This window comes from Mesorhizobium sp. WSM4840 (assembly GCF_055811755.1).
In genome coordinates this window covers 1-22,185 of the sequence record NZ_JBVVQD010000007.1, presented here as the reverse complement: position 1 = coordinate 22,185, position 22,185 = coordinate 1, and the positions used below count along the sequence as shown (strand labels likewise).

The following is a 22,185-nucleotide window of genomic DNA, read 5'->3' as shown; positions in this document are numbered from 1 at the left end:
GTGCTCAAACAATCGTGTCGAAGAGCCGCAGGATAAATGCTGATCTGTAGTGATCCTTCGCGCCCCCCTCTGTCCTGCCGGACATCTCCCCCACTTGGGGGGAGATCAGCCGTCACCACCGCCTTCGCGAACCGCCACTGTCGCAGAAGCGAGCGGTGCGCCCAAGCTGCCGATCTCCCCCCTTGTGGGGGAGATGTCCGGCAGGACAGAGGGGGGCGCTGTCCCTCGGCCTTCAAAGGTTCTGCACCGTCGTAACGCTCTGAGGCAACGATGCCGCCAAGGCGATGGTCGGTGTCAAAACAAAAAATACCTCTGCGCCATCGGCAGCACGGTGGCCGGTTCGCAGGTGAGCAATTCGCCGTCGGCGCGGACCTCGTAGGTTTCGGGGTCGACCTCGACATGCGGGGTGGCGTCGTTGAGCACCATCGAATGCTTGCCGATGCCGCCGCGGGTGTTGTCGACGGCGACCATCTGCTTGTCGACGCCGAGCCGGCCGCGCAGTCCGGCATCGAGCGCGGCTTTCGAGACAAAGGTCACCGACGAGTTGGTCATCGCCTTGCCATAGGCGCCGAACATCGGCCGGTAGTGCATCGGCTGCGGTGTCGGGATCGAGGCGTTGGGATCGCCCATCGGGGCGGCGGCGATCATGCCGCCGATCAGCACCATGTCCGGCTTAACGCCGAAGAAGGCCGGGTTCCACAGCACCAGATCGGCGCGCTTGCCGACCGCCACCGAGCCGATTTCGTTCGACAGGCCATGCGCGATGGCCGGGTTGATCGTGTATTTGGCGATGTAGCGGCGGACGCGGAAATTGTCGTTGTCGCCGGTTTCCTGCGGCAGCGAACCACGCTGGCGCTTCATCTTGTCGGCGGTCTGCCAGGTGCGGATCGCCACTTCGCCGACGCGGCCCATCGCCTGACTGTCGGACGAGATGATCGAGAAGGCGCCGATGTCGTGCAAAATGTCTTCGGCGGCGATGGTTTCCTTGCGGATGCGGCTTTCGGCAAAGGCGATGTCTTCGGGGATCGACGGCGACAAATGATGGCAGACCATCAGCATGTCGAGATGCTCGGCCAGCGTGTTGACGGTGTAGGGCCGGGTCGGATTGGTCGACGACGGGATGACGTTGGGCAGGCCGCAAACCTTGATGATGTCGGGCGCATGGCCGCCGCCGGCGCCTTCGGTGTGGAAGGCGTGGATGGTGCGGCCCTTAATCGCCGCCACCGTGTTTTCGACAAAGCCGGACTCGTTCAGCGTGTCGGTGTGGATCATCACCTGCACGTCATAGTTGTCGGCGACCGACAGGCAGCAGTCGATTGCCGCCGGCGTCGTGCCCCAGTCCTCGTGCAACTTAAGCGAGCAGGCACCGCCCAGCACCATCTCTTCAAGCGCGGCCGGCAAGGACGCGTTGCCCTTGCCCGACAGGCCGATGTTCATCGGGAAGGCGTCGAAGGACTGGATCATGCGCGCCAGATGCCACGGCCCAGGCGTGCAGGTGGTCGCCAGCGTGCCATGCGCCGGTCCGGTGCCGCCGCCGAGCATGGTGGTGATGCCTGACATCAGCGCCTCCTCGATCTGCTGCGGGCAGATGAAGTGGATATGCGCGTCAAAGCCGCCGGCGGTGAGGATCTTGCCCTCGCCGGCGATGATCTCGGTGCCGGGGCCGATGATGATGGTGACGCCGTCTTGCATGTCCGGATTGCCGGCCTTGCCGATCGCGGCGATGCGTCCGTCCTTGAGGCCGATATCGGCCTTGAAGATGCCGTCTGATGCATCGACGACCAGCGCATTGGTGATCACGGTATCGACCGCGCCTTGAGCGCGGGATACCTGGCTCTGGCCCATGCCGTCGCGGATGACCTTGCCGCCGCCGAATTTCACCTCTTCGCCATGAAGGGTGAAATCCCTTTCGACCTCGATGAACAGTTCGGTATCGGCAAGCCGCACCTTGTCGCCGACGGTCGGGCCGTACATCTGGGCATAGGCGGCGCGGGTGATTCTAGCCATCAGCAATTGCTCCCGAAATACGGCCCAAAACACAGCCGGCCGAAGCCCGGCCCCACATTGTCGCCATCCTATGGTCACGCAATGACCCGCTGAGCGACACCTTCCGATCCCATTTAACGTTTGAGGTGGCCGGGTCACCCCAAAACGACCGTTCGCCAACCGATGGAAAGGAAGATCCATGCGCAAAACGATAAGTCTCGCAGCCGCCGCCACCCTCCTGCTCGCGACCGCTGCCAGCGCCCAGCAACAGCCTGCGCCGCAACCCGGCGAGCCGCCGGCTTCGCCCGCTCCCGCGGCGCCCGGCGCCCAGCCGGAAGCGCCGGCGATTCAGACCGTCAACGTCGTCGACATCGAGGAACTGCCGGAGGAAACGAAGACGAAGGTCAACGAAGTGATCGCCAAGCGCGGCGAGGACGGCCTGCAGAAATTGCGCAGCTCGATCGACGCGACCCCCCAGGTCAAGTCCGCGCTCGAAGCCAAAGGACTGACCTCCGCGCAAGTGATCGCCGCCAGCATGGATGCCAATGGCTCGCTGACCTTGATCACCAAGAAAGCGAGCTGACGATGCGCTGTGGCGGGCCGGCACAAGGCCGGCCTGCCGCATCCGGGAGGGAACCTTCGCAGGGCGGAATACGTTTCGACTTTTTGGCCTAGTAACGAGTCTCGAAAGCGGCTCCGAGAGCGAGCGATGGCGATCACCACCTTCCCCGACACCAGATGGCTGCATATGATTGCCGCAACTGCGTTTCTCGCGGCGAGCGTTCCCCAGGCCGCGCTGAATGCGCAGGGCCTCGAAGGCCCGGATACGGTCAACAAGATCATCGGCTCGGAGGTCGGCCAGGAAGAGACCAACACGGCTGTGGAAGCCGGCAAAGTCGCCACGGCGATCGACCGGACGCGTGAAAACATCGGCACGGTGCGCAAGACGTCCAAGCTCGACAAAGTCGACATCGTGTTCCTTACCGACGCGGCGCGCACGGAAGGCGGTCTGCCGCCGGCGATAGAAAGCAAGGTCGAGCAGCATCAGGACGACATTGCGGAACTGCGCCAGGAGATCGAGGCGAACGCATTGCTGTTCAACGCCATCGACTCTCGACGCGTGCAGACCGAAGACGTTCTCGCCGTGGAATTCGACGATCCTGGAAAGGTCGTCATCTACGCCGCCGCCAAGCCGCCCAGCTGAGCCGAAACTGCTCGACGCTTCTGATCTCACAACGCGCCCATGATTTTTTGCTGAAACCCGTAGACCTCGCGCTTGCCGCCGAGCGGCACCAAAGTGACGTCGCGCTCCTGGCCGGGCTCGAAACGCATCGCCGTGCCGGCGGCGATGTCGAGGCGCATGCCCCGCGCCTTGTCGCGATCGAATTTCAGCCCCTCATTGGTCTCGAAGAAGTGATAGTGGCTGCCGACCTGGATCGGCCGGTCGCCGCTGTTGGCCACTTTCATGGTGACGGTCGGCTGGCCCTTGTTGAGTTCGATCTCGCCGCCTGCCGTGATGATTTCGCCCGGGATCATCGCCAGCCTCACAAGACGCCGAAGACGAGGCCGGCGGCGAAAAGCAGGATCGCCGAGAGCGACGTGCGTTTGATCGTTGCGGGGACCATTGATATGCCTTCCGTTATCAGGATCGTGCCGTCACGCGGCATTGCGGGCCGGGCCGCAGCCTTCGGCCTTGAGGACGCGCTTTGTCGAGGCGGGATATTTGTTCAGCATCGCTGCCGGCCTGATCGGCCGCACTGAAAAATTGCCGCCGCAATTCGGGCAGACGCCACCCAGCACGTTTGCCGCGCAATCGGCGCAGAAGGTACACTCGAAGGTGCAGATCAGCGCATCCGCCGCCTCAGGCGGCAGGTCCTTGTCGCAGCATTCGCAGTTGGGGCGCAGTTCAAGCATTTTCTTCTCCTCACCTTATCGGTTCATGCACGGTCACCAGCTTGGTGCCGTCGGGAAACGTCGCCTCGACCTGGACGTCGTGGATCATCTCGGCGATGCCCTCCATCACCTGCGCGCGGGTGACGACGTGGGCGCCGGCCTCCATCAGTTCGGCGACCTGGCGGCCGTCGCGGGCGCCCTCGACGACGAAGTCGGTGATCAGTGCGATCGCCTCCGGGTGATTGAGCTTGACGCCGCGTTCGAGCCGCTTGCGCGCCACGATTGCCGCCATGGCGATGAGCAGCTTGTCCTTTTCCCTTGGCGTCAGGTTCATGCGTTTTCCTGGAATGGCGTAATCGGAATCAGAGTGACCATAATTTGGGCAGACCCGCCCGTCCGTTGAGCAATTCGACAAGCGGAACCAGCCGCTTGCGGAGCTGGTAGCCGTCCTCGGCAAACAGCCTCGCAAGAAGCTTGCCAGATTTCTTCACGCTCCAGACGCTGGCGTCGCCCTGGCCGCCGATGATGTCCCGGGCCGGATCGAGCAAAGCCTCCACCCGCGGCGAGATCATCAGCACCGTCGCCATGGCGATGGCGCCGCCGGCCACGGCGGAACGGCCCAGAATGGCCGCAATGCCGGGCCCGATGCGGAAATCCTCGGCATGAACGAGCGCTCCTTCCTGGCTGACGCGCCAGCGGTCATGGAAATTGCCGTGCGCCGCGCGTTCGCCCATGGCGAGGCGGCCGAAGACGGTCGCCTCGAGCACCAGCGCCTCGGCACCGGCGGCAAGCTCCAGGTCGAGCCTGCGGGCAAAGGCCGATCGATCAAAGACGATGGTTTCCTGCGGCAGCCAGCCGATGCGGCCGCCGGCGCCGACCGTCAGCTTCACCTGCACCTCGGCACGATCGGACGCGGCGCGGTAGATCTTCTCGCAGGCCTGGGTGGTTATGGTGGTGGAGGCGCCGGCGCCGACATCGACCTCCCAGCCGAGGCGGTCGCCGCCGGTCAGCCCGCCGGCGGTGTTGATCAGGACGGCTTCGAGCGGATCGGCCGAGACGGCCGGCATGCGGATCTTGGCGGAACCATCCTGATAAAGCCGCCGAAGACGCGTGCGGCCGCCATTCCTGTCGCAAGCAAGCTGCGCCGTTCCGGCGACGCGCTGGGCCGGCGGCACATAGGTCAGGCCACGTTCGATCATATCCATGGCGCTAACGATAACCACACTCATATGGTTTGAATCCGAAATTCGTATCACTTTGGAGCAGGGTAATGAACGAATTTCGGATTCAAAGCCACACTGGAGCGCCGCGCTCCCCTCGGACGCGCGAAGGACGCTCCAGCACTTTCCAGTTGGCGCATGATCCGTTCCGGAAAACCGATTCCGGTTTCCGGGGTCATGCGCTGGCAACTTATAGCATTCTTGTGTGATTTGGATTTGAGGTTCCTAACCGCCGGTGCCATTAAAGTCGTAGGAACCTCAAATCCAGACCACACCGCCGGCTTTGTCGACATATAGCTTGTTGCTTGACAACGTTTCGGTTTCTATAGAGGAGCCGTCTTGGTACGGTCACACAGCGCCTGGCGGGATAAAAGGCGATGATGACGATTTGAGCCTGGGGAAAAAGAGGCGCTGATCAGTTGGCGTCGAGAAACGACAAGGGTTGGGGAAGGAACCGAATGGCTGACCAGCTGGCAACGGACATCATCGAGAAGATCAAAGCTCATGCCGAGCCCGGTGGCGAAGAAATCACCACCAGCACCGAACTGACCTCACTTGGCATTCATTCGCTGGAACTGACGGAGATCATCTTCGACCTGGAGGAACAGTATGGCATCGAGATCGAGATGAACACGGTCGATGCCTGGAGCAATTTGAAGAACGTCGGCGACATGGTCGAGGCGGTTCGCGCGCTGATCGCGAAAAAAGCCTGAATGCACAAGCGCGTCGTCATTACCGGCATCGGCGGCATATGCGGGCTCGGCACCAATGTGCCCGCGATCTGGGACGAGATGCGCGCCGGCCGCTCGGCCATCGGCCCGATCGTCAATTCGGAGCTGCATGACCTGAAAATCAGGGTCGGCTGCGAAATCAGGACGCTTCCCGATCACGGCATCGAGCGCAAGCAGGTCGTCTCGATGGACCGCTTCAGCCTTTTGGCGACGATCGCCGCGCGGGAGGCCGCGCAACAAGCCGGACTGAACTCGCACGCAGCCAATACTTACCGGGCGGGCGCTATCGTCGGCGTCGGCGTCTGCGGCTGGGAGGCGATCGAAGAGAGCTATCGCGCCATCCTGCTCGAAGGCAAGAACCGCACCGGCATCTTCACCGTGCCGAAAGTGATGCCGGGCGCTGCGGCCGGTCATGTCAGCATGAATCTCGGCCTGCGCGGGCCGGTCTTCGGCATCACCTCGGCCTGCTCCTCGTCCAACCACGCCATTGCCTCGGCGGTCGACCAGATCAGGCTCGGCCGCGCCGACGTCATGCTCGCCGGCGGCACCGATGCGCCGCTGGTCTGGGGCATCCTGAAAGGCTGGGAGGCTCTGCGGGTGCTGGCGCCCGACACGTGCCGGCCGTTTTCGGCCGATCGCCAGGGCCTGGTGCTCGGCGAAGGCGCCGGCATGGTTGTGCTGGAAACCTACGAGCATGCCATGGCGCGCGGCGCCACGATTCTTGCCGAAATTGCCGGCGCCGGCCTTTCCGGCGATGCCTCCGACATCGTCGCGCCGACCATCGAAGGGCCGGAGGCGGCGATGCGCTTCTGCCTCGTCGATGCCAGGCTCAACCCGGAAGACATCGACTATGTCAATGCGCATGGCACCGGCACCAAGGCCAACGACCAGATCGAGACGGCGGCGATCAAGCGCGTCTTCGGCGATCATGCCTCCAGGCTTTCGATCTCCTCGACCAAATCGATGCATGCCCACTGCCTCGGCGCGTCGGGCGCGCTGGAGCTGATCGCCTGCGTGATGGCGATCCGCGAAGGCATCGTGCCGCCGACGGCCAATTTTCGCGAAACCGACGCCGATTGCGATCTCGACATCACGCCGAATGTGGCGCGCGAGCGCAAGGTGCGCGCGGCGATCAGCAACGGCTTCGCCTTCGGCGGCACCAATGCGGTGCTGGCGTTCAAGGCGGTCTGACCGCAACCGGATCATCCAAATACGGCGAGACTTGTTGCCACTCGCCGCGACCGCGCGCTTCCGCGCGAAAAATCCCCGCCCTGGAGTTTCGATGACCGACCTGTCCGCCTTTCCGATCGCCACGCGCTGGCCGGCCAGCCATCCCGACCGCATCCAGCTCTATTCGTTCCCGACGCCGAACGGGGTGAAGGTGTCGATCGCGCTGGAGGAACTCGGCCTGCCATACGAGGCGCATGCGGTGAACATCGGCAAGAACGAAAGCTGGACGCCGGAATTCCTGTCGCTGAACCCCAACGGCAAGATCCCGGCGATGATCGATCCGGACGGCCCGGGCGGCAGGCCGATCGGGCTGTTCGAATCCGGCGCCATCCTGCTCTACCTCACCGACAAGACCGGAAAGCTGGTCCCGGCCGACCCGGTGCGGCGTTACGAAACGATCCAGTGGGTGTTCTTCCAGATGGCCTCGATCGGGCCGATGTTCGGGCAGGTCGGCTTCTTCCACAAATTCGCCGGACGCGAGATCACCGACAAGCGGCCGCTGGCGCGCTATCGCGACGAATCGCGGCGGCTGATCGGTGTGCTCGAGACGAGGCTGAAGGGCCGCAGCTGGATCATGGACAACGATTACACCATCGCCGATATCTCAATGCTGGGCTGGGTGCGCAATCTGATCGGTTTTTACGAGGCAAGGGAGCTGGTCGGCTTCGACGACTTTCGCAATGTCGCGGCATGGCTGGAACGCGGCCTTGCCCGCCCGGCGGTGCAAAAGGGTCTTAGTATCCCCGCCAGGGGCTAGCTCAATCGGCCGCAGGCGTCGAGAAGCGGCTGGGCCTATTTTGCCTTGGTTTTGGGTTTTGAGCCGCCCTTGCCCATGACGGAAGCGGCAAGAGACGCAGCGCTCCTGGCGGTGGCGACAACCGCACCGGCTGCGACATTGGCCGTCGTTTTGACCGTGCGCATTGCGCTATCTGCCATGGAGCTGCCGGTTGTCGATTTCCTCGGCTTGGCGGGTTTTGCCGTGGCCTTGGCTGCGGCCGGCATCACCTTCTTCGGTGCTGCCTTGCCAAAGGTGCGCTTTGCCGCATCCTTGGAGCGGGCGGCGACCGCTGGGCCAGCGCCTGTCTTTGATTCAGTTGCCTTTGAGCGAGTTGCCCTGCCCTTGCGGGGCGCAGGCTTTCTTGCGTTGGTTGCCATCGGAGTTGCCATTGGACAGTTTCCTCATGTCAGCATCATTGCCGTATCTGACATAACGGCCGGAAAGTCCTAAGGTTCCAGGCGCGGGCTGTCCTGCAAATCAGGATTGATCGGCGAGATCACCAGATCGGCAGGGCGGCGGCGGGCAAGCACGCGGTCGATGTTGGGCATGTCGTTGTAGGCGATCCAGGCGCGGGCGTCCTCATCGGAGCGGCCATGCTCGTGCCATCGCTCCAACAGCCGGCGCTCGAGCTCGGCGCGCGGCACATCGACGAAGATCGAGAAATCGAACAGCGGCGCCAGCCGCGACCAGGGTTCCTCGTCAAGCAAGAGATAATTGCCTTCGACCAGGATGAACTTGGTGTCGGCGGCGATGATCGAAGCGGCCGCACGCGAGAGCTCCATGCTGCGGTCGAACACCGGAATGGCGATTTCGGGCTCGGCCGCGCGGATGCGCTTCAGCAAGGTTTCGAAACCGGCAAAGTCAAAGGTTTCCGGAGCGCCCTTGCGCGCGCGCAGGCCGCGCTGCTCAAGCACGGCATCGTCGTAATGGAAGCCATCCATCGGCACGATTTCGGCCGCCCCTTCCGGCAACAGCTCATGCAGGCGGGCCGACAGCGTCGACTTGCCGGCGCCCGGGGGACCGGCGATGGCAACGACAAAACGCCGCGCCTTGCCGGCGCGCTTGAAGATGGTGGCGGCGAGATGAGCAGTCTCGGACATCGGAGCCTTTCTGGCTGGGTGTTTTGGATCGCATCTTGGCGATAGTTCGCGGGAAATTCAAACGCGGGAATGGCGTTGCCCAGGGTAGTCGCTTCAGTAGTGATCTCTTGCTACTTGTGTTGAAGACCGACCAATTGTCGAGGTCGACGCCGCTGCCCCCTCATCCGGCCGCTTCGCGGCCACCTTCTCCCCGTTGGGGAGAAGAGAGAAGCGTCGGCGCTGGCGATCTCCTCTCCCCTCGGGGAGAGGTCGGATTGCCCCGAATTGCCCTTTGCAATTCGGTTGGCAATCCGGGTGAGGGGGCAGCGCCAACGCTCGCAGTGGAAGGGGCGAACTCCAACCTGAAGCGATCGCCCAGGACACTCAGGCTGGGACCGACCTGCCGAGCCGCAGGAAATCGCTGTCGAAAGCCACTTCCCGCATCGTACCGTCTGCCGCCGTGAGGCGCATGTGCCCCTGCGCGGTGGCGATGTCGCGCGGCGGCTCGCCGCCGGTTTCTTGAGGCAGGGCGCCGATGATGTGGCGGAACGAGACATTGCGGCCTTCGCCAAGGGCAAAGGCGGTCGCCACCCCTTCCCGCTTCAGCCAGTTGTCACCCAGCGATGCGGCATGGCCGAGCGCGGTGCGGCCGTCCTCGATGCCGAGCACGCCGCGATGGCGGCCGCTCCACGGCGCGTAGTCGCGACCGCCATTGCTGATCCACAGCATGGTGACCGGCAGTTCGGCCGGGTTCTTCAGCACCACAACGAGATCGGCTTCCGCTTTTCGCGCCAGTGCGGTCCAGCCCGGCCCGCCATGGTCGGTCTCGACCAGCGTGACAAAGTCCTCACGGCTCTGGTCCATGCGATAGTCGGTCAGGTCGAGCGTGCCGCCAGCGGCGGCGGGAAAATGCGTCAGGTCGGTGGAACGCGAGGGATAGGCGAAGAGGAAACGGCCGCGGGCCGGATCGGGCTCCAGCGGGTCGTCCGGCGTTGCGGCAAATCGCTTCGGCGAGAAAGCCAACTTGCCGCCGTCCTTCATCACCGTCATCGGATGATGGGCGACGGAAATCGCGCCCGAACCGCCGGAAAAGACGTGTTCCTGATAGAGAAAGGGATGGTCGTCGCGCAGGGTGAGTATCTTGTCGACCGTCGCGCCCATGACCAGGTGCTGCAGCCTGAAAACGGCCCGCCAGCCATCGGCAGTCGCCTCGGAGGCGACGACATCCCAGCGGCTGTTGGCCGGCCAGCCATGCAGGGGTGCTTCCTCGACATCGCTGCGCGAAAACGGCGCGCAGAGGAAATCGCCGGACAGGCGAACGGTGCCGGCGGGCAGGTCTTGCGGCAGCGTCTCGCGCGGCTCGTCGATCCACGGCGCGCGATGCAGCGGTTTTAGCCGGCGCCCGTCGATATCGACCGTCATGTCGGCGAGATGGCCGACGGTGAGATCGACCGTTACCGAAATGCCGTTTGCCCTGATGGTGAGCGTATCCATGGCGCACCTGCTGATTCTGCCGGCGCCAGCAAACCCGCTCGGTGCCGGTTACGCAAGCTGTGGCCGGCACTTCGTATCGGAGACAGGCCCCCTCATCCGGCCCTTCGGGCCACCTTCTCCCCGAGGGGAGAAGAGGCTGACGCCGGCGTTTGCGCCCTTCTCTTCTCCCCGACGGGGAGAAGGTGGCCGCGAAGCGGCCGGATGAGGGGGCTGCCTGAAGTTGACGTAGCGAAGCGGAACCTGGGTGAAGATCATTCGCCCGAATGCAGCTCTCCTCGGGCCTGTGGACGAGGGATAATCCTGGGCAACACCGGCATTAACCAAATAGACGGCGCCATTGGGTTACGCTAGTTTCCCGTTCGTTTCAGCAACTGCCACCTTTCAGAACAGACCCATCTTGTCCCACCCGCACCTCTTTCCGCTCCTCCAGAAATTTGTCGCGGCGCTGGCGCTGCTGCTGCTCGTTGCCGGCTGCGCGACGACGCCGACGGAGACCATGCTGGCGGTGCCGGCGCCGGCGCAGAAATATGCGGCTGTTGTCATCGACGGCAGCAGCGGCAAGACGCTGTTCGAGGCCAATTCGACGGCGCCGCGCTATCCGGCGTCGCTGACCAAGATGATGACGCTCTACCTTCTGTTCGAGGCGCTGGATCAGGGCCGCATCAGCAAGACGACGCTGATCCCGGTGTCGGACAACGCCGCCAGGCAGCCGCCGACCAAGCTGCGCTTCAGGCGCGGCGAGACGATCGATGTCGAATCGGCGATCCGCGCGATCACCGTCAAATCGGCCAATGACGTGGCGGTCGCCGTCGCCGAATATCTCGGCGGCAGCGAACAGGCGTTTGCCGCGATGATGACGGCCAAAGCGCGCCAGATCGGCATGCGCAGCACCGTCTTCCGCAATGCGTCGGGCCTGCCGGACGCCGGCCAGCTGACGACGGCGCGCGACATGGCGGTGCTCGGCACGGCGCTGCGCGCCCGCTTCCCGCAGCATTTCCACTATTTCTCCGAAAGCGACTTCATGTTCCGGGGCAGGCTGGTGCGCGGCCACAACGACATGCTCGGCCGCGTCCGCGGCGTCAACGGCATCAAGACAGGCTATATCAGGGCCTCAGGCTTCAACATCGTCACCTCCTACGATGCCGACGGCCGCCGGCTGATCCTCGTGGTGATGGGCGCCGACAGCGCGCGCCAGCGCAACGACCACGTCGAGGCGCTGATCCAGCGCAACCTGTCGCCGACGTCGAACACGACGACGCGGCTGCTGTATGCCGAGCAGTGAGGGGTGGAAGTTCGGCAGCGATGGGGGCGAGCTCTTGATCGGTGTGGGTGGTTCAACTTGACAGGTGACGGCAATTATGCTAGGAATTTATTCATCGTGCTGATTTGCGCCGACGACCCGCCCGCCGAGGCGGGTTTTTCATTTCAGGCTTCGGCCCACTTGCCCGTTGAAGCCTGCGCCTGCTTCCGCTAAGAAGCCGTGGCCGGCCGGTTCACCGGCTGGTTCGTTTTCCGGATTATCGATCCTGAAGGCACCCGTAGCTCAGCTGGATAGAGCGCTGCCCTCCGAAGGCAGAGGTCACAGGTTCGAATCCTGTCGGGTGCGCCATTAAGTCACAGAAATCATTCGGTAAAATTCTCCTTTTCCAACTTCTTTTTCGACAGTCGGTTTCTGCGGTAACCGGGTAACACTTACTTGCCTGATGGCGGGCAAGAAATCAGGATCGGACTGCCGAAATTTGCCTCTGAACGATCTGGCGCGCGCTGAACTTGATAAAACTGTGAACGTATGCAGGCCTTCGACTGCAAAGTCAGACATTTGCTCGTGGACGCGCTATCAGACTAACTTGAACTATTGTCGATCGATGATTTAAGGAGGGGCGATGCCGATAGCGACGGTCAAACAACTCTGTACCACGAGCCCTCTCGTTGAGAGCGACAGCCTAGTCGAGCAGGTAGCTCAACTTGAGGATTTTGCTTCGGGTAAAATCGACGGCCGAGATTTCTTTCGACGCAATCACTTCACTGCGGGCCTGGAATTGCTCGTGCAACGCGGATTTCAACGTCTGGCAGGAAAAACTGACGATGGAGCTTTCTATCTTACCCAGGCAATGGGCGGCGGTAAGACACACAGCTTGATCGCTTTTGGCTTGCTTGCGTCTGATCCCGATTTGCGGAAGGAAGTAGTCCCACGTATCGCCAGCGGCACCGAGTTTGGTGCCGCAAAAGTGGTGATCTTCAATGGCCACCAGAACCCCGACAGTCTGTTGTGGGGATACGTTGCCGACAAGCTGGGCCATGGCGATGTCATGGCTCCCTTTTGGCAAAAAGGTGCACGATCGCCGGGGGTTGACGAGTGGGTAGCTGTTCTTGGCAATGAACCGGTGCTTATCCTCTTAGATGAGTTGCCCAGCTACCTCCAGATGGCGCAGGGCGAGCCCGTCGGAAACACGACGCTTGGTGATCTGACGATTGGTGCGCTTGAACGTTTGTTTAATGCCCTGCCTCGATGCCCGCGTGCATGTGTAGTCGTCACGAATTTGAAGGACGACGTCTATCTTGATGGTTCCGGCCAGCTTCGAACGCTCATTGAGAGCCTCACCAAGCACTACGACCGGAACGCGCAAGCGATCACCCCGGTCCAGCAGAATACCGGCGAGGTATTTGCGATTGTTCGAAAGCGTCTCTTCGATAGCCTGCCATCCGCCGACCGGATCGATGAAGTGGCTCAGGCTTATGTCGACGCGCTTCAAAAGGCCAAGCGCGTCGACACTATCGCGACTACGCCGGAGACGTTCATCGAGCGCATCCGGGAAACCTATCCCTTCCATCCTTCGATCCGTGACATCGTCGCCCGTTTCTCGGAGAACCGCGGCTACCAGAAAACCCGTGCGCTCATTCGATTGCTGCGCCTCGCCGTGCGCGGGGCGCTCAATGCGAACGACAATGCCTTCCTGATCGGACTTCAACACCTCGATTTCAACGACCAAGGGACGCTTGAGGAAGTCCGCAAAATCAATCCTGCTTATTCCAATGCAATCTCGCGGGATGTGGCGGACCGAGGCAACGCTCTGGCTGAAAAGATCGCGGCCGCGGATGGTGTTCCAACTGCATCGGCAGTGGCCAAGGTTTTGCTGATGTCATCATTGTCGACGGCCGAATCACCGCTGCGTGGCCTGACGGACGGCGAACTGATCGAGACACTGGTCGATCCGCTCCTGGAGGTTTCTGAAATCAAGGCTGCCCTCGGCCGAATCCAGGGCCAAGCTTGGTATCTTTTTCAAGGTGTTGATCAGCGTGTCTTCTTCGGCCAGACCGCAAACGTGACAGCTGAGATCACCGAGATCGCTTCGAACATCGCTGAAGAACAGGTCGATCAGACGCTTCGAGCGAAGTTGCAGGAGGTATTCAAACCTCGCACCGGCGCGCTCTATTCCGATCGGATGGCGATCTTACCCGCGCTCGACGAAATCCAGCTCGATGATGACCGTCCGACACTCGTTATCCTGGAACGGGCCGCCGATAAGCTGCCTCAGGACTTTGACGACTGGTGGAAAAAACAGGACCTGCAGAACCGGGTTCTGGTTCTCACCGCCGATCCGAACGCGGTTTCGACCCTTCGAACAAGCGCGCGGCGCACGCGGGCCATCGAGAAGGTCGAAGAGCGGATCAAGGGGCAGCACGGCCTATCGTCGTCGCAGATGCAGGAACTTCAGGGCGTCAAGGAGCGCGAGGCCGCCGGCTTCACCAGCGCGCTTCGCGAGACCTTCAAGACGATTGTTTTCCCGACCGGCAAGGCGCTCCGCAAGGTTGACGACTTCCGCATGGAATTCGACCGCAACGACTATTCCGGCGAACAGCAGATCGTCGATACGCTGACGAAGCGTGGCAAGTTCATCTCCAGCGACAAGTTCGACGCCGAATTCGAAACCCTCCGCCTCGACGCCGAAGACATCCTCTTCGACGCCGACGCCGTTCAGCAATCCTCGCTGAAGCGCAACGCTGCGGTACGATCCGGTTGGTTCTGGCTGCCGCGTGGCGGGTTCGATCAACTGGTGAAGACCGCCGTTCAACGCGGCTTCTGGCGGGAACGCGAAGGGCTGATCGCGAAGAAGTGGGAGCGCAAGACGAAAGTCTCTGCGCGCCTGGACGATTTCGGCCCGAATCCGCTCGAAACGGGCCGGTTCCTGATCAACGTCACGCCCGAAGACGCGGATATGGTCTATGTGTCCGAGAACGGGCCTCCCGATCCGGCGACGGCAACGAAACTCAACGGGCGCGTCCATGAGACGGCGGCTGCAGCGGCATGGTTCGTAGCGGTCGATAGCAAGGGCGAAGCCAAGACCGGCGACGCCTTCGAATGGCGCGCGCCGATCCGCGTGAAACCGGATGTGAAGAGGGTTTCCGGTGGGCACAAGGTGACGTTCGTCGTCAGTCCGCGCTCGGCGCAGGTTCGCGCCACTTTCGACGGCTCAGATCCGAAGAGCGGCCCGGTCGTTGGTGCGGAGATCGATGCGCCCGCCGGAGCCACCCGCCTTCGGGCGGTTGCGGATATCAACGGCCAGTTCAGCGAGGAAGAAAGCGCTCCGCTGCAAGGCGGCATGAACGAGCCCGGCGGCGGCCGCTATAGCCCGGTCAAGCCCGCACTGAAGCCCGACGCGCCGGCGACCATGACCTCGCGTTTCGAGCCTAAGGATACCGCTACCGCCTTCTCCGCGCTTGATCGCCTCGCAAAGACGCCCGACGTGCGCATCCTGGGTGGTTCTATCGAGGTCAATGGTGCGCGCTCGGAGGCTGATTTCCTCACCCTGCGACTTGGTCGCGATGTCCCCGTCCCCGCCGCTGATCTTGATGCGCTGGTGAAGACCCTCGTTGAGAGGCTGAACGCCTCGGCTCCGACCGTAAAATTGCGCCTCGATGGCATCGCATTCCCGTCGGGACGCGAACTGACTGCGTTTTGCGACGCGGCAAGCGAGGATTTTGATCGTGTGATGTGGACGCAGATGTGAGGATCGCGTTGGTATAGCCATGAAAGCAGTGAGCCAAGGATCCGGGATCCCAAACTTTGATTGCGCCGATATTTACGAGGAGCACGGCTATCTCGTGCGCCTGACGAAGGGTCGCGACGCGAAGGTGCAGGTCTTCGAGGTCTTCGGGCGACCGCCGACAGAGCGCGAGGCGCAATGGGCGCCGGAGACGATTCTGCGCTGCGAAACCTCGCGCGATGTTTGGGATGTGATTTCGCCGGAACTGCGCTCTGAGTTCAATCGCCGGCTCAAGGCGGAGGGCAAGCCTGCCGGCCGCTGGGGTGCCGAGGAAACCGCGGTGCAGCGGCTTTTGGGGAAGGAACTGCTGGTGCTTCTCTGGGCGGTCGAGCTGGCCGATGTGAAGCCGGAAGAAGTCGCCGTCGCGATCCGCAATTGGGTCGGCCTGAAGGCCGAAGAACGCTGGTGGCTCTACACGATGACGGCCGCTGCGACCGGCCTTGCCCATCAATATGGGATGGGTTGGCGCGGCGCGTTGCGCCAGGCGCTATGCTTCGGCACCCGGAACGACGCTTTTCACCTGGGCACGATCGCAGGCCGCGGCACGCTCGCACCGCGCGCGAATGAAAGCTATGCCGGGGCAGGCGGCAAGGCGAAGCGTGCCAAAGCCAAGAAATCAATGCCCGACGATCCGGGTTTCCTCTTCGCCCCGCCCCTGCCTACCGAATAGGTTTGCAGCGTTAGCGTCAAATAGAGATCCGGAGTTTCGATGACCGCGCAAATTACTGCAGGACAACAAGAGGGCGCCAAGGGTCTTGCGCCATTTTCCCTGAAAAATGCGCCTTCATTCATTGAGGCAGAGTTTCCTGTTGGACGGCTCTCGGCGGAAGCCTACAAAGAGCGCAAAGCGGGGCAGGGACAGACTCTGACGGCACTCGGCTCCTATTGGAAGGGAAGGAAGCCGCTCATTCTCGTTCGTGCTGTGGTGCTTGGTTGCCTCATGCCAACGAGCGATGATCCCGCCACTGATCTCGAAGTCTTCCTGAAGCTAATGGCAATGGATGACGAAGCATTCGGCCGACGATTCGACGGAAGCGCATCGGAGTTCGCGCGGCTGTTTCCGGCCCATGCTGAACTTATCACTGAGGAGCTCGGAAGCAGACGCGTGTGGCGCGACGATTTGATGAGGGTCGACCGGCAGGCGCGCGTTGCGGAGGCCTTTGCTAGTCGTCCGTACGCCGAGCGCCTGATGCGCGTGCGTCGGCCGGAAGAATGCGACGTGTCAGAACTGCTGGCCGGCATCTGGCCGGCGATAAACCAGCACCTAGGCACAGACGCTCGCTCACTGCCTGAGTTGGTCGAACAATTGGGCATTGCCAGGTTCGGTCATCGACCCAAAGTGGCTGACACATTTTGCGGCGGTGGATCGATCCCTTTTGAGGCAGCGCGCATCGGCTGCGATGTCTATGCCTCGGACCTCAACCCTATCGCATGCATGCTAACCTGGGGCGCGTTCAACATCATCGGGGCGTCCATGGAAAAGCGCGCCGAAATCGAGCGTACGCAGAAGGACGTCGCGGCGGCCGTTGATGCAGAGATTGTTCGGCTCGGCATTGAGCACGATAAGGACGGCAACCGCGCAAAAGCGTACCTCTATTGTCTCGAAACCCGATGTCCGAAGACGGGCTGGATGGTGCCTATGGCACCATCGTGGGTCATTTCCAAAAAGTGGAATGTTGTGGCCAAGCTCGTACCTGATCACGCCGCCAAGCGGTACGAGATTCAAATTCATTCGGGCGTACGGCTTGACGAGATGGTGGAAGCTGCAAACGGCACGGTTCGCGACGGACGATTAGTGCACCCGATGAACCCGGAGCGCTCTGGCGTCGAGATAAAGACAATCCGCGGTGATTTTCGGGATGAGAAAGGTGTCAACCGCAACCGCTTGCGTCTTTGGGACAAGTCGGATTTCATCCCACGTCCTGATGATATTTGGCAGGAGCGGCTCTACGCGATCCAGTGGATTACCAAGGACAGTTTGGGCAAGAGCCGCCAAGAATCCTATTTCGCCGGCGTAACCGCGGATGACATCGCAAGGGAACGAACCGTAGAAGCGATTGTTCGCGAGAATTTGGCACGGTGGCAAAGCGAAGGGCTCGCGCCGGACATGCCGATTGAACCGGGGGATGAGACAACTCGTCTATTTCGCGAGCGTGGTTGGTCACATTGGCATCATCTATTTGGAGCTCGTCATATTATCGCCTTAGCAAAATACAAAGAAGCTGCAAATAAGTACCCAGAATTATATTTGGATTTAGCACAATCCCTAAATATTACTTCTCGCAACTGCATGATCAATAGCACCGCCAGCCAAGGAGGCGCTGTCAAGTATGACCATGTTTTTCACAATCAGGCGCTCAATACGTTTCTGAATTATGGCTGTCGGGGCGTCGCAAGTGTACTGGAGTCCGGCCGATTGGACACGGAAAGCTTTCCAATTCCGTCGACGCGAGCACATATAACGCCGATGCCTGCTACCTCAGTCTCCAACATCGTAGATATGTTCGTAACTGACCCTCCCTACGCAGATGCGGTGAACTATCACGAAATCACCGAGTACTTTATTGCCTGGCTCCGCAGGAACCCGTCGCCTCCTTTCAGATGGTATCCACGAGCATATGCGCGGCCGCCTGGGCATCGATTTCGTCGACGGCGGCAATCGCGAGGTCAAGAACATCGAGCGCGCGCTGCACATCTGGACCTGGTCGCCGAAGACAGCCGCGCCCGCCGATGCAGTCGGTGGATTGCAGCCGCCGCTCGGCAAGCCGTCGATTGCGGTGCTGCCGTTCGACAACATGTCGGGCGATCCCGAGCAGGGCTATTTTGCCGACGGGATCACCGAGGACATCATCACCGACCTTTCGAAGGTCTCGGGCCTGTTCGTCATCGCCAGGAATTCCTCCTTCGCCTACAAGGGCCAGGCGCCGGACGTGCGCAAGGTGAGCCGCGAGCTCGGCGTCCGCTACGTGCTGGAGGGAAGCGTGCGTCGGGCCGCCAACCGTATCCGCATCAACGCCCAGATGATCGACGGAACGACGGGCGGCCATCTCTGGGCGGAGCGCTACGATCGCGGTCTCGAAGACATCTTCGCGGTTCAGGACGAGGTGACCCGCACCATCGTCAGCGCGCTCGAGGTGAAGCTTACCACCGGCGAGGAGGCGCGGCGCGGGAAGCACGGCAAGGTCGATCCGGAGGTCTACGATCTGATCGTCCGCGCCCGCCAGACCGCCTTGCAATTTCGTCCCGAGGCATCGGTGGAAGCGCGCAAGATGCTGGAGCGCGCACTGGCGATAGATCCGGGGCTGGCTCTCGGCTATTCGGGGCTCGCCATGGTCACCTTCGCCGACTACGCCAACCAGTGGAACGGCGCGACCGAGGACAACCTGACCAAGGCGCGGGAACTGGCGCACAAGGCGATCGAAACCGACGACACCGAGCCGCAAGGCCATGTCGCGCTTGCGATCTGCCTTTCCTGGATGCGGCGCCTGGACGAGGCGGAGCATGAAGCGGAGCGCGCCATCGCTCTCGACCCCAATTCCGCACAGGCCTTCAGCGTACTTGGCAGCGTGAGGGATTTCCAGGGGCAGCATGAAGATGCGGTTGCGCTTTTTACCCGGGCCCATCGGCTCGATCCCCAGTTCGACATGTCCCTGCACCTAATGGGAAGGGCCCTCCTGGCGCTTGGCCGCTTGGACGAAGCCGAGATCGCGTTCAAGCGGCGGCTGGTGCTAGCGCCGCGGACGGACATGACGCGCTTCTATCTCGCCTGCCTCTATGGCCTCACCGGACGCCACGACGAAGCGCGCCGCTACTGGCAGGAGACGCAGCAGGTCAATCCGAATTTTTCCGTCGAACGCCTCGGTCAGATACTCCCCTATCGGGATCCCGGTCAGCTCGGTCGGCTGATGGAGGGGCTGCGCAACGCACACCTGTCGCCTCGAACAGGCCGCGATCGAATGCGCCGGCAATGCGGCACAGAACCGCGAGCTCTCGTCGCCAACGCCGGCATCCAGTCAGCCGTCTTTCAATTCGACCGATGCTCGGCTTCAAGCCGACCGTCACCGCCGGCATCATCCTGTCCGGTATCGAGATGGTTCACATGATGCGCAAGCACCAGGCGAGGTACACCTACAATCCCAATCCATCCCTGGCCGAGCAGTTCGCCATTCTCGCCGCCTGACCAACAGCGCACCACTTCTCCCTGCGTCCCAAGTCAGCCGTTGCAACAAAACCAGTCCCGGATCGTGGCGGAGACGCTGGTGCCTGGCACGTCGGTGGCCGAAGCGGCGCGCCGGCGCAACATGAACGCCAACATGCTGTTCATTTGGCGTCCCGAGGTCGGGCAGGGCCGCCTGCCAGCTGTCGCGCCCCAGCCGAAAGGGGCCGACAAATCCGCTGCGATGGAGTTCATCCCGATTGGCATCATCGGTCGCGATGACGGGCCCAGGCCTATAAGCGCGGCGCCGCGATGCAAGCCTCGCTCCCGATTATTTCGGGGCCCACTGAGCCGGAGCCGCGCGATACCTTGAGGAGACCCTGGAGCGGAGGGATAAGCGGAATCCAGACACCTGATTATTGCGGATGTGCCGAGGCGGCGGTAGCTTACCTCCGGGCCATCGAACACGGGCCTTCGGGCTAAGGACGGGGTCAAATGAACAGAAGACGTCTATTGCGGACAACCGCAGCAGCCCTCCCCTTCCTGCACAGCCTGTGGTCGTGGGTGCTCAGCCCGATCCAGGCGGCGGCAGCAGACCGTTCTATGTCGCGCGTCCGTCCGACTCACCCGGAATGGCCGTCCCAGGCAAGTTGGGACCGGCTTAACCAGGAGGTCGGGGGTCAACTCGAAAAGGTTCGCTCACCGCTCGCCGCGTGCATGGAAGCGCCGTCGAGCCCCCGCTGTTGGTGGCGCCTGGCTCCCAAGGTGCCGGCGACGGCGGTTGCGTGAACTCCACGCCGCGCTCTGTCAGCCGTTCATAGGCCGCCCCGACATCGGGTGTAATTAGAATTGCACTCGGCGTCTCGCCGGGCGTGTCGTCGGGCCGCTCTGTGAAAAGCAGATGGGTGGGCGACTCCCCGACGGCCAGCTCGATCCAGCGGAGACCGTCCCGATAGGGAGCATCCGTCGCGACCTTAAGCCCTACCTTGTCGCGATAGAATGCGATCGCGCGATCCTGGTCGCGCACTGGCAGATGGGCGAATTTTACATGGCTGAACATATGATTCTCCTTGGTCCCGCCCGGCCCTCCTCACCCCTCCATTGAACGATGAAGAACGATGAACGCTCTCGCTGCATCGCCTACCCGGCGCCACGGCCAAGACGGTGAGATCGCCGACGTCGAGGACACGGTCGCCGCCGGCTCAGACATTCCAGGGAAGCCTCCCGGAAGCACTGAGTCACAAACCACGTAAACCATCTCTTCCGAAGCCCGCGCCCACAGGTCACGTGCCTGAAACCCGGAACTGTGGATCGGCGCGGTCGCGTCGGCCGTTTGCCTGCGCCAACGGTCGGCGCGATCTTTATTGTCGCTTCTTTTTTCAGCCCATCTTGGCAATGACCTTTGCCATATCGTTGGCGTCGAACGCCCTTAGGGTCTGCGTTCGGACGTTGCCGAGCGAAGCTATTGATAAGCTGAGCGCGGTCGCGGCTATATCATCGTCGGCTTCGGTAATCGCGACCACGTCGTGCTGACCGAGCGTCCAGTAAAGCGAATGCACTTTGACCCCGCTTTTGGCCGCCATCTCCTTGAATGCTTCAGCACGCTTTACGGTGTCCTTGACTGTCTTTGCCCCCTGATCCGTGAAGTTGGTGAGCAGCACATAGTAAGCCATATTATCCTCCCATAGACAGGGAGGCGTGCGGGCGCTTCGGCGACCGCCGTATCTCCCGCCTCAAAGCATAGCACGTCACGCGAACTGCGTCCCATTGCTAAGGCCGATTGCAAGAATGGCTCCCTTATGACGCCTTGGCTCGGGAACAGTGGGCGGAAGGCCCTAGCAGGCCGTTGAAGAAGGATCACGTTTGGCCTGGAGGATGGCCTCGTCGCCATTGTGATGCGAATGTGATCTCGATCGAGCCGTGGTCCAGCAGTTCGGCGAAGCCATCCCTGCGACGTCGTCCAACTCCTCGCAGCCGGCCCAAGTGTAGGAAGACCGTCGAGGGACTGTAGCTGAGATCGACGGCCACTTGGAGGACAAGACTTACAGCACGCTTTCGCCACCAGCCAGAACGATTGTCATAGCGGTGTCTGTCGCTGTCCTGAGTCCAGAAGCTCGAGTCTCGATTTTCGGGCAACAATCTTCGCCCGATGTGAGGACGGGTTCATGTAAAGCGCTCTATCGCAGAGATGGTGGCGAAGTTTTCCTTCGCTGATCCGGACAAGGTCGACCGGCTGTCGAACCAGTTTCCGGTCTAGAACGGCGCACCCCGGCTGACATTTCCGATGATCGTTGTCGATGAGTTGGTGCGCGGTACGACCATGTTTGTGTCGGCGCGGTGGGGTCTGATCCAGAATTGGGCGAAGGACCCGAAAGGTGGCGCACAGCCGAATCAACGCCAAGAGCGAGACTTTGAAGACCGACGGCCGAGTGGTGCCGCGCGAAGGCGGCGACTGGCAGGTGTCAAACGTGCGGTGCCGTGCCAATCGGCAGCTTTGCCCATTCCAAGATTGCGGGTCCCTGATATATTACTCTGACCATCTCGTTCGCAGGATCCGTTTTGCGCATATGCAG

At 62.0% G+C, this 22,185-nt stretch carries 20 protein-coding genes, 1 tRNA gene and 2 pseudogenes; 14 read left to right on the top strand and 9 right to left on the bottom strand.

Features of this window, described 5'->3' with window-relative positions:
- Nucleotides 1-294: 294 nt before the first annotated feature.
- Entirely contained in the window at nt 295-2,007 is a 1,713-nt protein-coding gene (ureC, locus tag AC0L3I_RS11845; protein WP_473527019.1) for an urease subunit alpha, read from the bottom strand.
- A gap of 178 nt (nt 2,008-2,185) precedes the next feature.
- On the opposite strand from ureC, the gene AC0L3I_RS11840 reads away from it, so the two are divergent.
- Together AC0L3I_RS11840 and AC0L3I_RS11835 are read left to right on the top strand one after the other, a co-directional pair.
- Complete coding sequence (locus AC0L3I_RS11840) at nt 2,186-2,569, top strand: hypothetical protein (RefSeq protein WP_258121036.1); 384 nt, start codon at nt 2,186-2,188, stop codon at nt 2,567-2,569.
- Between the two features lie 126 nt (nt 2,570-2,695).
- Nucleotides 2,696-3,190, top strand: coding sequence for a hypothetical protein (locus tag AC0L3I_RS11835; RefSeq protein ID WP_473527018.1), 495 nt, complete (start codon nt 2,696-2,698; stop codon nt 3,188-3,190).
- 26 nt (nt 3,191-3,216) lie between these two features.
- Here the strand turns inward: AC0L3I_RS11835 and AC0L3I_RS11830 are convergent, their stop codons facing one another.
- The 4 genes from AC0L3I_RS11830 to AC0L3I_RS11815 form a co-directional block, all read right to left on the bottom strand.
- Nucleotides 3,217-3,522, bottom strand: a complete 306-nt coding sequence (locus AC0L3I_RS11830) for an urease subunit beta (protein ID WP_065011660.1) — start codon at nt 3,520-3,522, stop codon at nt 3,217-3,219.
- Nucleotides 3,523-3,642: 120 nt separating this feature from the next.
- Nucleotides 3,643-3,900, bottom strand: coding sequence for a DUF1272 domain-containing protein (locus AC0L3I_RS11825; protein ID WP_473527017.1), 258 nt, complete (start codon nt 3,898-3,900; stop codon nt 3,643-3,645).
- A 10-nt stretch (nt 3,901-3,910) separates the two neighbouring features.
- Entirely contained in the window at nt 3,911-4,213 is a 303-nt protein-coding gene (locus tag AC0L3I_RS11820) for an urease subunit gamma (RefSeq protein WP_023801505.1), read from the bottom strand.
- A 28-nt stretch (nt 4,214-4,241) separates the two neighbouring features.
- The gene (locus AC0L3I_RS11815) at nt 4,242-5,084 is read right to left on the bottom strand and encodes an urease accessory protein UreD (RefSeq protein ID WP_473527131.1); all 843 of its coding nucleotides are present in this window, start codon (nt 5,082-5,084) and stop codon (nt 4,242-4,244) included.
- Between the two features lie 473 nt (nt 5,085-5,557).
- Between AC0L3I_RS11815 and AC0L3I_RS11810 the strand changes: the two genes are divergently transcribed.
- The 4 genes from AC0L3I_RS11810 (at nt 5,558) to AC0L3I_RS11795 (ending at nt 8,288) form a co-directional block, all read left to right on the top strand.
- Entirely contained in the window at nt 5,558-5,812 is a 255-nt protein-coding gene (locus tag AC0L3I_RS11810) for an acyl carrier protein (protein WP_010912831.1), read from the top strand.
- Nucleotides 5,813-7,021, top strand: a complete 1,209-nt coding sequence (locus AC0L3I_RS11805) for a beta-ketoacyl-[acyl-carrier-protein] synthase family protein (protein ID WP_473527016.1) — start codon at nt 5,813-5,815, stop codon at nt 7,019-7,021.
- A gap of 91 nt (nt 7,022-7,112) precedes the next feature.
- Nucleotides 7,113-7,817 (top strand): glutathione S-transferase family protein, encoded by a 705-nt coding sequence (locus AC0L3I_RS11800; protein ID WP_473527015.1) that lies wholly within the window; start codon nt 7,113-7,115, stop codon nt 7,815-7,817.
- Nucleotides 7,818-7,955: 138 nt separating this feature from the next.
- Nucleotides 7,956-8,288, top strand: a complete 333-nt coding sequence (locus tag AC0L3I_RS11795; RefSeq protein WP_473527014.1) for a hypothetical protein — start codon at nt 7,956-7,958, stop codon at nt 8,286-8,288.
- Here the strand turns inward: AC0L3I_RS11795 and AC0L3I_RS11790 are convergent.
- Together AC0L3I_RS11790 and AC0L3I_RS11785 are read right to left on the bottom strand one after the other, a co-directional pair.
- On the bottom strand, nt 8,285-8,938 hold the full coding sequence (locus AC0L3I_RS11790) for a nucleoside triphosphate hydrolase (RefSeq protein ID WP_473527013.1): 654 nt from the start codon (nt 8,936-8,938) through the stop codon (nt 8,285-8,287). The genes AC0L3I_RS11795 and AC0L3I_RS11790 overlap by 4 nt on opposite strands.
- A gap of 363 nt (nt 8,939-9,301) precedes the next feature.
- Complete coding sequence (locus tag AC0L3I_RS11785) at nt 9,302-10,411, bottom strand: hypothetical protein (protein WP_473527012.1); 1,110 nt, start codon at nt 10,409-10,411, stop codon at nt 9,302-9,304.
- A gap of 397 nt (nt 10,412-10,808) precedes the next feature.
- Between AC0L3I_RS11785 and AC0L3I_RS11780 the strand changes: the two genes are divergently transcribed.
- The 8 genes and pseudogenes from AC0L3I_RS11780 to AC0L3I_RS11745 all read left to right on the top strand — a co-directional run bounded on the left by AC0L3I_RS11780 (nt 10,809) and on the right by AC0L3I_RS11745 (nt 19,985).
- On the top strand, nt 10,809-11,693 hold the full coding sequence (locus tag AC0L3I_RS11780; RefSeq protein ID WP_473527011.1) for a D-alanyl-D-alanine carboxypeptidase family protein: 885 nt from the start codon (nt 10,809-10,811) through the stop codon (nt 11,691-11,693).
- 250 nt (nt 11,694-11,943) lie between these two features.
- A tRNA-Arg gene (locus AC0L3I_RS11775) sits at nt 11,944-12,020 on the top strand.
- A 274-nt stretch (nt 12,021-12,294) separates the two neighbouring features.
- Nucleotides 12,295-15,420: a DUF499 domain-containing protein gene (locus AC0L3I_RS11770; protein ID WP_473527010.1), complete on the top strand. Its 3,126-nt coding sequence runs from the start codon at nt 12,295-12,297 to the stop codon at nt 15,418-15,420.
- A 19-nt stretch (nt 15,421-15,439) separates the two neighbouring features.
- The gene (locus tag AC0L3I_RS11765; protein ID WP_473527009.1) at nt 15,440-16,126 is read left to right on the top strand and encodes a DUF3780 domain-containing protein; all 687 of its coding nucleotides are present in this window, start codon (nt 15,440-15,442) and stop codon (nt 16,124-16,126) included.
- Between the two features lie 39 nt (nt 16,127-16,165).
- On the top strand, nt 16,166-18,961 hold the full coding sequence (locus AC0L3I_RS11760) for a DUF1156 domain-containing protein (protein WP_473527130.1): 2,796 nt from the start codon (nt 16,166-16,168) through the stop codon (nt 18,959-18,961).
- Nucleotides 18,933-19,163: pseudogene (locus AC0L3I_RS11755) on the top strand (tetratricopeptide repeat protein); the annotation flags it as partial. The gene AC0L3I_RS11760 and the pseudogene AC0L3I_RS11755, both read left to right, overlap by 29 nt.
- Nucleotides 19,164-19,483: 320 nt before the next feature.
- Nucleotides 19,484-19,636, top strand: a pseudogene (locus tag AC0L3I_RS11750) (IS6 family transposase); the annotation flags it as partial.
- Nucleotides 19,637-19,700: 64 nt separating this feature from the next.
- Nucleotides 19,701-19,985 carry a transposase gene (locus AC0L3I_RS11745; protein WP_473527129.1) on the top strand — a complete coding sequence of 95 codons (285 nt, stop codon included), beginning with the start codon at nt 19,701-19,703 and terminating at the stop codon, nt 19,983-19,985.
- 288 nt (nt 19,986-20,273) lie between these two features.
- Here AC0L3I_RS11745 and AC0L3I_RS11740 read toward each other — a convergent pair whose 3' ends face one another.
- Both AC0L3I_RS11740 and AC0L3I_RS11735 read right to left on the bottom strand, forming a co-directional pair.
- A complete protein-coding gene (locus AC0L3I_RS11740; RefSeq protein ID WP_473527008.1) occupies nt 20,274-20,672 on the bottom strand; it encodes a VOC family protein in 399 nt (132 codons plus the stop codon).
- A gap of 319 nt (nt 20,673-20,991) precedes the next feature.
- The gene (locus tag AC0L3I_RS11735; RefSeq protein WP_123146088.1) at nt 20,992-21,285 is read right to left on the bottom strand and encodes a GYD domain-containing protein; all 294 of its coding nucleotides are present in this window, start codon (nt 21,283-21,285) and stop codon (nt 20,992-20,994) included.
- Between the last annotated feature and the right edge of the window lie 900 nt (nt 21,286-22,185).